Here is a 7,592-nt window from a genome sequence, read left to right as displayed (position 1 = left end):
GGATCTGTTATAAAGCTGTTTAATCCAGACAATGATTGGATTATATTACCTTCATCGACAGAAATCATCATACGAGCAACGAGAAATTTGGGAAACATAATTTTTCATAGATTATTGGGAGTTACCAGTAAATTAAGGATATACAAATTGCAAAGCTTTCATATTAACTTCCTGTTCTACTCAACTTTAAATGGTGTCCAGTCAATATGACTATACTCCATCACATCATCAGCTTTTTCCATTCCAATCTTTTCATAAAAAGGAACGGCCTCCTCATTCGCTGTTAAATAGACTGCAATATCTTTTTCTCCACCAGCGATGTCATGAGCTCTTTTCATAAGCTGCTTACCGATTCCCTGATTTTTGTACTGTCGATCTACTCCGAGGTCTGTTACAAACATCCAGTAACAATAGTCCGTCAGTCCGAATAGTACTCCTACAATAAATCCTTCTTCATTCTTAGCTACAAGACTTATTGTTGTATTACTTACAAGCTTTTCAATTCGCTCTTCAAATCGTTCTGCTGGATACTGTAACCCTAAATCTGTACGCTTTAAGAAATCAATATAGTCATCTTTAGATATTCTCTGTTCCTCAAATGATATTGTCATTATTCGTTCTCCTTATATCAAAATATATGAAGCGTTGTTTCCGGCAAGATTCTCAGCACAAGGGAAGCCACTTTCTGTTTCCCCCTTTTGACATTGCCTGACGACTGACCCCTAATTCATTTGTCTTCACTTCTGCCTCATTCTTTTTTGTTTTAGAAAATACTGAAAAAGCTTAATACGCCATTATCAGTATTTGACCGACTACTTATCAATAAAAGTCCATGTTTCAGTTACTTACTACTGATTTTAATCTTTTACTCAGCCCATTTTTCAATTCCAGTAATTCCAATTGCTCCTGGGCCGCCATGACTGGAAATGACAGCACCCGCCTGCATCCATTCAGCTTCCTGAATGCCGTTTTCTCTCAGCAGATTGAAAACCATCTCTTTCTGACTCTCTTCGATGCCTGGAGCACCTACTATTATGACACTGTCCGGATCAATCGTATGGGTTTTGAAAAACTGATTGATCATCTTCTTCAAGCAGCTGTCAAATGAGCCACGGTATTTTCCTCCCGGAACAAGGTATCCATTGTCTAATACTATTGACGGTTGTATTTTCAGTAAGTTTGCTGAATAAAAAGCCAGATTGGAAACACGGCCCCCAGCTTTTAAGTATTGAAGTGTTTTAGGCATGAAGACCATATGTGTGCGTTCCCTGATATTTTCGACAAATGTAATCACTTCTTCAGGACTAATATCAGGATTATCCTCAATGAACTGAGCTGTTGCTTTAATAATAGTCGCTGCTCCAACAGACACAAATTTAGAGTCCACCAGATAAACGTTTTCAAAATCCTCTGATGCTACAGATGCTGCATTGAAAGAAACAGTTGTTACTGCAGAGTATCCAATGTGAATAATAGTGGCATCTGGATGTTCTGCAAAAATCTTTTTAAAAACTTCAGTGTTATCTTGGGGTGAAGAACCTGATGTTTTAGGTAAATTTCCTGTTTTATCATAATAGTCAAAAACTTCCTGAACATCAAAACTTCCATCAGGACGGGTTTCGTTCCCCATAGTTACATGCATCGGAACGATTTGGATATTATACCGGTCGATCATTTCTTTAGATATATCCGACCCGCTTTCAGTTGTAATAATGTATTTTTTCATTGTATACCTCCAGTGTTTTGTTTTATCCACAAACATTTTTCTATACTTGTGCCTTGGTTGCCTTATATATACATTATACTATAATACAGTTAATAATACCTATCTAGGTCCCCATACCTTTGTATGATCGTAACTTGAATCACGACATTTATCTCTCTATCTGTCATTATCTATGTGTACTAGTTATAAAGAATCGTTTAATGTTTGTAAATAGACAAATAGATTGCAGTACATTCTCTTCAAAAAAAATTACTTCAATTTCTTTAGATGCGTCCTACTTATTTAGTTCCACAACTTATGATAATCTTCTATTCTATTATTTCCTTCAATATGGCCGATAGTGACGTTGATACATGATTCTTTAACTTGATTTCTCATTTTACTTCGACAATAATATCAATGCACTGAATGATCAGCTCAGCCATTTCTTCTCCTGCAAGAAGCACATGAACTTCATAACCATTATCTAAACGATATAGCTCATCATAAAGCCATATACTTTCTTTGATCTGACCTTCCTGTTTAATGATTTCAGCTTCTCTAAAAGTCACTTTATTAAAATTGGTAAAGCCTCCGTCTGTATTCAAGTGGATGACAAGATCTTTTTTCTCAACCTTTAAATCTGTTACTTCGCAATCATGAAAGCTGAATCGTTCTTCTATTATCTGAGGAATATTCTCTTCCTGCTGTACTTTATCATACTCATTTAAAATGTTATTCATCATTTTTTCGTTATCTGAACTTAAAGCTTTTAACTGATTTTTGACTGCTTTGCTGCAATAACCTAGGGAGAAAACTCGGACATCAGCAATTTGCTGGTACAGTTCATGTGGTAGTTTATCCATTATCTCTCTTATACGCGTTTCATGAATGTTTGCAAATGTTTTTTTGCAATCATATTTATCAAACGGCGGACGACTATCATATTCCTCTATAAGTTTTTGTATATGGTCTTTTTCTTCGGGCGACATAGAATAGACCAGCTGATCCTCTTCACTTATAATCTCTTCATTTATAAACATATCTAGAGGGACCATAGCAGTTTCGTCTTCTTCTAACATAAAACGAGGGTCAGTGTCATATATTTCCTGCTGCATATCTACAAATTCTTTCTCTTTTATTTTATAAAGTCTTTGATAGAGCCCTTCGTTAAAAACGCCAGCCCCTTTATGTACTCTCACATCAAAAAGAAAATCTGTCATCTGAGATAATTCATACCATTCTTTTGTTAAATATCGCATACATATATGTCCTTTCAGTTTGATTAAACTTGCCTTTATAATCCAAGTCTGGCCCCTACTTCTGCATACTCTATATCTTTTCTTTCTACATTCCAATTATCGCCTGTTTGTCCGTCCCATATTGCTCCTGTTTCAACGAAACCGACAGACGCAAACAGCTTCCGGACGGCTTCGTTCACCAGCCAATAGGATGTAGCCACTGCATCAGCTTGTCCTTGTGGAAACGTCTCTATGTATTCAATAACTTTCATCATTGCTTGTTTGCCAAACCCTTTGCCTTGATGCTTTTTATCAATCATAAAGCGATTAAGTCCATAAGTATATTTATCTCCATATTTTTTACTTAAAAATGAATCTTCGGACAGTTCGTAAAATCCAATATCGACATATCCTATGACTTCATCATTGTTGCATATAGCGAAAATCATAGGCGGTTTTTCATCGTTAAGTATCTTTACGTAGGCTTTAGCCAAACAATATATGCTGGAATCCACATTTCCCTTCTGCTCATCTGTCATGCTTAACTCCATTACTGCATCAAAATTATCGTGGGTAATCTTTCTTAATTGAACCATTTTTTTCCAACTTTCATCAATATAAATACTAGTTCATTAACGACATCAGAATAGCATAAAAAACCGAGTGTTTCGACATAAAAAATGATTTGGTAGCAAGGACTTAATCTATATGGAAACAGGAGTACGTGCGGGCGATGGTGTGAAAAGAGCATTAGGAAATGGTTGCCGACATTAGATGAAAAAGTTTTTTAACAAACTTATACTTACCTAGGTCTATTTCATTAATCCAACAGTCAAATGAACCCTCTAGGCATTTAAACTTCACCTAGAGGGTCTTATACTAACTAAATATCATATTATGTGCTTTACTCGAGTAAGCCTTGTTACGCTTTCAACATGCGTTGAGATGATAGTACTTACAATCTAATAAAAGCAGAAGTAGTACTTGCTAAGTTTTATCAGTTCATCCCAATATAGGTTTAATTACACTGTTAGTGTGTAATGACCTCTTCTACAGTGAGAAAAATTCTCTAGATGTTTTGCAGTATAAACTCTTTTCTTGTTCTAAGAACTTATCTTTCACTGGCTAATAACTCTTTTACTTCTTCAAGTTCATTTAAATATCCCATGATATATAAAGTATCCCCTTTACATACTTTGGTATCAGCTTTTGGATTAGAAATATATTCATCAGTGCCAGCTCGAAGCATTCCTAGAATGATTGCCTTAGAGGTCACTAATTTCTGTATACTTTCAAAGTCCTTATTAATAAATTCAGACCGATCATCAATGATAAACTCTTCAACAAGTAGTTGTTCCTGGTCGTTTTTAGTAAGTAGATTCAAAGAATGAGATAGAGATGGGTTCTCTAAATGTGCTAATATCCGGTCCGAGATTAATCTGTCCATCATTAGAACTTTTTTTACTCCAGCTTTCTTTAGTTTCTATATGCTTCTTTTCCTGATGCCCCACATACAATATCTAAGGAAGAATCTAATTCTTTTACCGAAAAAACGGTATAAAGTACTTCACTATTATCTGAAAAGGTAATAACACTCCCTTGAGATTTTTTTATACCGGCTTTCATCAACGTGTCAACATTTTTAGCATTACCACAAACATGAGGTTCATTCAGACTTTTTAATTGCTTGCATTTCTTTTCGTGTTTTTCAACAAAAACATATTCCTGATCATGGATTTTTAATTCAGCGGCAATGCTTTTTCCTAACTTACCATAACCACAGATATAAATTTATTTGAGTGATTATTAGAATTCATATTGCTATTACCTCCTAAATTGATAACTATATCAGAACACTCGCACAGTATAAATAGCTTCCTTATTACCATGGAAATCAACTAGTAAACACCGTATACATTCATCGCATCTTGGGTGTATATAATCCCATTACCCGGTTTATTTATTTCAAGCTTTTCTCTGATGGATGACATGATAGATTCTGTGGCATCATTTTTAGCTAAAATGATTACCATCTCTTTTTCAGGGTCTATTTCCATATCAAAAACTTTAGTTGTTTCATTCACACCAGAACCTCTTGCATTAATGATGGTACCTCCTCTTGAGCCTGCACTCTTTGCAGCCTCTACAACATCGTCTGCCTTTCCTCTATCGACAATCGTCACAATAATTTGATAGAGCGGATGATCAACCACTTGGCTTTTGTCTTCCTTGAAGATACTTGACCGAGAGCCTATAACTTCAACTGTACTCGTAGTAAACGCAATACCATGATGGGGTTTATAGAATTTAAATTGCTTGTTTAATTTATCTAAAGTATTTTCTGCAACTTCACGATTGGCAACCATTAAGACTACTTCTTTTTTTTCATCATACAAGGATAAAAAGTTTAAAAAAGGATTAATGATTGTGCCTTTCCCTAAAATAATCGTTCCACCTGAAACACCATATTTCTTAGCTTGACGTAGAACCTTTGAACCTATGCCCTGATTCACTATGACGTAAATTAAATCATAGACTTTCACATCTTCTAGACTACTCATTTGTTTCTACATCTCCTTTCCTCTTTGATCTAATTGAGAAAATCAAACCTAACATCTGTAAAGTAATTATGGGCATCATCGCTACCATGGCAATCATTCCGAATCCGTCAATAATGACATCAGCACCTTCAAATGCACCCGCTGCTCCTTGAATAAATGCCAGGATAAATGTTGCAGTCATTGGACCTGTTGCCACTCCACCGGCATCAAATGCGATTCCCACAAAGAGTTTTGGTGCAAAAAACATTAGTCCTAAGCTTATTAAATAACCTGGTAATAAGTAATGCCACAATTGTACAGAAGGGACTAATATGCGAATGACCGACAGTAAAACGGCTCCTCCTACACCAGCTGACAAAGAAACTAATACAGCAGGCCGTTTGACATAACCACTCGTAACATCTTCAATTTGTTGAGTCAGGACATGAACAGCCGGTTCAGCTAAAATAGTAGCCACACCTAAAACAAACCCGATGATCAGTGTATAAACTTTGTTATCAAGTAATGCTAGATCATTCCCAATAGCAGTACCCACATCCATGAATCCAGTATTGACCCCTACTAAAAAGATAAATAATCCGATAAAGGAATAGATAAACCCTGTGAGTAATTTACGAAACTCTTTTTTACTCAATTTAAAAACTAGTTTCTGGAGAATCAGCAAGATTATTAATAATGGAAGAATGGCTATAAAGCTTTCTAATATATATGTTGGCGTCATTTCTATAAAAGGCTGAAGGATGGTTTGTGTTTCCATCACTTCCGTTTCAATCGTAGCTGATAACGGTTCTGAGTTAGATACTATATCGAGAATCATAACGGATATAATCGCTCCTGTCGATGCTATAGCAATCAAACCAAAACTGTCTTTTTCTGAAGCTTTCGTATCCTTTTTTCAATTTAGAAATACCTACTGAGAGAGACAGTATAAAGGGAACCGCTAGTATTCCTGTTGTAGATCCAGAAGCATCAAACGCAATAGCCAGAAATTCACGAGACGCAAGTATAGCTAAAAGGAAAATAGTTAAGTACAACGCCATAAGCATTTTAAACAATGGTATATTATAAAATATTCTAAGGAACCCTAATGCTAGCATAAGAGCTATCCCTAAAGAGACCACAATTAAAATACTTGTTGAAGCTATTTGGCCAGATGTAACACTTTCAACTTGATTGGCAAGCACCAGTAATCCCGGTTCTGCAATAGATATAAAGAAACCAAGGATAGCGCCTGCTATCAGTACAATCCACAACTTATTCGTCTTAGCTACTGACTTCCCTGTATAATTTCCTAATGGAGTAATACCAAGATCAACTCCTAGAAGAAAAATAGTTAAACCCACTATGACGAATAAAGCACCAATAACGAATCGAGTCATATAGATAGATCCATTGGAACGATGGTGAGATTTAATAAAAACACTAAGCATATAATTGGCAAAACAGCAAAAAATACTTCCTTTAGTTTGGAGTTAGCAATATTCAATACAGTCATCCTTTCTTAAATTTTAATACAGTGACTTTTTTATAATTAAGTTATTCTATAGCCATGCTCATTATAAATCACTAACTATTCAAACATACCATATACTTCATTGATGTTTTGAACAAAGATAACTCCCTTACCAGGTTTATCAATTTCAACTTCTTCTCTTATAGATGATACAATTGATTCAGTGGAATCAGAATTAGACAGAATATAAACCATTTCTTTTTCTGGCTCAATCTCCATATTGAAAATTTTATTGGTTTCGTGAATACCTGCCCCTCTTGCATTGATAATTGTTCCACCTTTTGAACCAGCCAATTTGGCAGCATCTATGACATCTTCTGCTTTTCCTCGATCTACAATAGTAATAATCATTTGGTACATTTAGTCCTTCTCCTCTCCTGACTCTTTATTTATAATGTATCACTGGTGTTGCATAAAACTGAAAATCAGTGTTACTTGTTTATTGCTCAAGTTTCGCACCCCTAAGAACTCCGTTCTATCCTTTACATTATAAGGATTATTTAGATTAATCAGCTTAAAGGTAAAGAAAAAGACAGCTCTCTTTGGTAAAATGTGAGTACCACTACCAACAT

Annotated in this window: 10 protein-coding genes; all 10 read right to left on the bottom strand. The window is 35.3% G+C overall.

Annotated elements, in window-relative coordinates; all coding sequences use genetic code 11:
* Nucleotides 1-176: 176 nt before the first annotated feature.
* The 10 genes from ACYQ4S_RS09935 to ACYQ4S_RS09890 all read right to left on the bottom strand — a co-directional run bounded on the left by ACYQ4S_RS09935 (nucleotide 177) and on the right by ACYQ4S_RS09890 (nucleotide 7,380).
* The gene (locus tag ACYQ4S_RS09935) at nucleotides 177-611 is read right to left on the bottom strand and encodes a GNAT family N-acetyltransferase (RefSeq protein ID WP_459770909.1); all 435 of its coding nucleotides are present in this window, start codon (nucleotides 609-611) and stop codon (nucleotides 177-179) included.
* A gap of 254 nt (nucleotides 612-865) precedes the next feature.
* The gene (locus tag ACYQ4S_RS09930; protein WP_459770907.1) at nucleotides 866-1,726 is read right to left on the bottom strand and encodes a DegV family protein; all 861 of its coding nucleotides are present in this window, start codon (nucleotides 1,724-1,726) and stop codon (nucleotides 866-868) included.
* A gap of 374 nt (nucleotides 1,727-2,100) precedes the next feature.
* Nucleotides 2,101-2,967: a DUF4085 family protein gene (locus tag ACYQ4S_RS09925; protein ID WP_459770905.1), complete on the bottom strand. Its 867-nt coding sequence runs from the start codon at nucleotides 2,965-2,967 to the stop codon at nucleotides 2,101-2,103.
* A 35-nt stretch (nucleotides 2,968-3,002) separates the two neighbouring features.
* Nucleotides 3,003-3,542 carry a GNAT family N-acetyltransferase gene (locus ACYQ4S_RS09920; protein WP_459770903.1) on the bottom strand — a complete coding sequence of 180 codons (540 nt, stop codon included), beginning with the start codon at nucleotides 3,540-3,542 and terminating at the stop codon, nucleotides 3,003-3,005.
* A gap of 515 nt (nucleotides 3,543-4,057) precedes the next feature.
* The gene (locus ACYQ4S_RS09915; RefSeq protein WP_459770901.1) at nucleotides 4,058-4,396 is read right to left on the bottom strand and encodes a hypothetical protein; all 339 of its coding nucleotides are present in this window, start codon (nucleotides 4,394-4,396) and stop codon (nucleotides 4,058-4,060) included.
* 26 nt (nucleotides 4,397-4,422) lie between these two features.
* Nucleotides 4,423-4,731, bottom strand: coding sequence for an NAD(P)-binding protein (locus tag ACYQ4S_RS09910; RefSeq protein ID WP_459770911.1), 309 nt, complete (start codon nucleotides 4,729-4,731; stop codon nucleotides 4,423-4,425).
* 113 nt (nucleotides 4,732-4,844) lie between these two features.
* A complete protein-coding gene (locus tag ACYQ4S_RS09905; RefSeq protein WP_346025286.1) occupies nucleotides 4,845-5,507 on the bottom strand; it encodes a P-II family nitrogen regulator in 663 nt (220 codons plus the stop codon).
* On the bottom strand, nucleotides 5,500-6,324 hold the full coding sequence (locus ACYQ4S_RS09900; protein WP_459770900.1) for a DUF1538 domain-containing protein: 825 nt from the start codon (nucleotides 6,322-6,324) through the stop codon (nucleotides 5,500-5,502). The genes ACYQ4S_RS09905 and ACYQ4S_RS09900 overlap by 8 nt, the downstream gene beginning before the upstream one ends.
* Complete coding sequence (locus ACYQ4S_RS09895) at nucleotides 6,302-6,886, bottom strand: DUF1538 domain-containing protein (RefSeq protein WP_346025288.1); 585 nt, start codon at nucleotides 6,884-6,886, stop codon at nucleotides 6,302-6,304. The genes ACYQ4S_RS09900 and ACYQ4S_RS09895 overlap by 23 nt, the downstream gene beginning before the upstream one ends.
* A gap of 191 nt (nucleotides 6,887-7,077) precedes the next feature.
* Nucleotides 7,078-7,380: a P-II family nitrogen regulator gene (locus ACYQ4S_RS09890; protein WP_346025289.1), complete on the bottom strand. Its 303-nt coding sequence runs from the start codon at nucleotides 7,378-7,380 to the stop codon at nucleotides 7,078-7,080.
* Nucleotides 7,381-7,592: the final 212 nt, after the last annotated feature.

The organism is Alkalibacterium sp. s-m-28 (assembly GCF_054658175.1).
This window is presented reverse-complemented; position numbering and strand designations above follow the sequence as displayed.

What these genes read in the sequence shown, in the direction of transcription:
- ACYQ4S_RS09935 (WP_459770909.1), bottom strand. Translation starts at nt 611, where the DNA reads ATGACAATATCATTTGAGGAACAGAGAATATCTAAAGATGACTATATT.
- ACYQ4S_RS09930 (WP_459770907.1), bottom strand. Translation starts at nt 1,726, where the DNA reads ATGAAAAAATACATTATTACAACTGAAAGCGGGTCGGATATATCTAAA.
- ACYQ4S_RS09925 (WP_459770905.1), bottom strand. Translation starts at nt 2,967, where the DNA reads ATGCGATATTTAACAAAAGAATGGTATGAATTATCTCAGATGACAGAT.
- ACYQ4S_RS09920 (WP_459770903.1), bottom strand. Translation starts at nt 3,542, where the DNA reads ATGGTTCAATTAAGAAAGATTACCCACGATAATTTTGATGCAGTAATG.
- ACYQ4S_RS09915 (WP_459770901.1), bottom strand. Translation starts at nt 4,396, where the DNA reads ATGATGGACAGATTAATCTCGGACCGGATATTAGCACATTTAGAGAAC.
- ACYQ4S_RS09905 (WP_346025286.1), bottom strand. Translation starts at nt 5,507, where the DNA reads ATGAGTAGTCTAGAAGATGTGAAAGTCTATGATTTAATTTACGTCATA.
- ACYQ4S_RS09900 (WP_459770900.1), bottom strand. Translation starts at nt 6,324, where the DNA reads ATGATTCTCGATATAGTATCTAACTCAGAACCGTTATCAGCTACGATT.
- ACYQ4S_RS09895 (WP_346025288.1), bottom strand. Translation starts at nt 6,886, where the DNA reads ATGACTCGATTCGTTATTGGTGCTTTATTCGTCATAGTGGGTTTAACT.
- ACYQ4S_RS09890 (WP_346025289.1), bottom strand. Translation starts at nt 7,380, where the DNA reads ATGTACCAAATGATTATTACTATTGTAGATCGAGGAAAAGCAGAAGAT.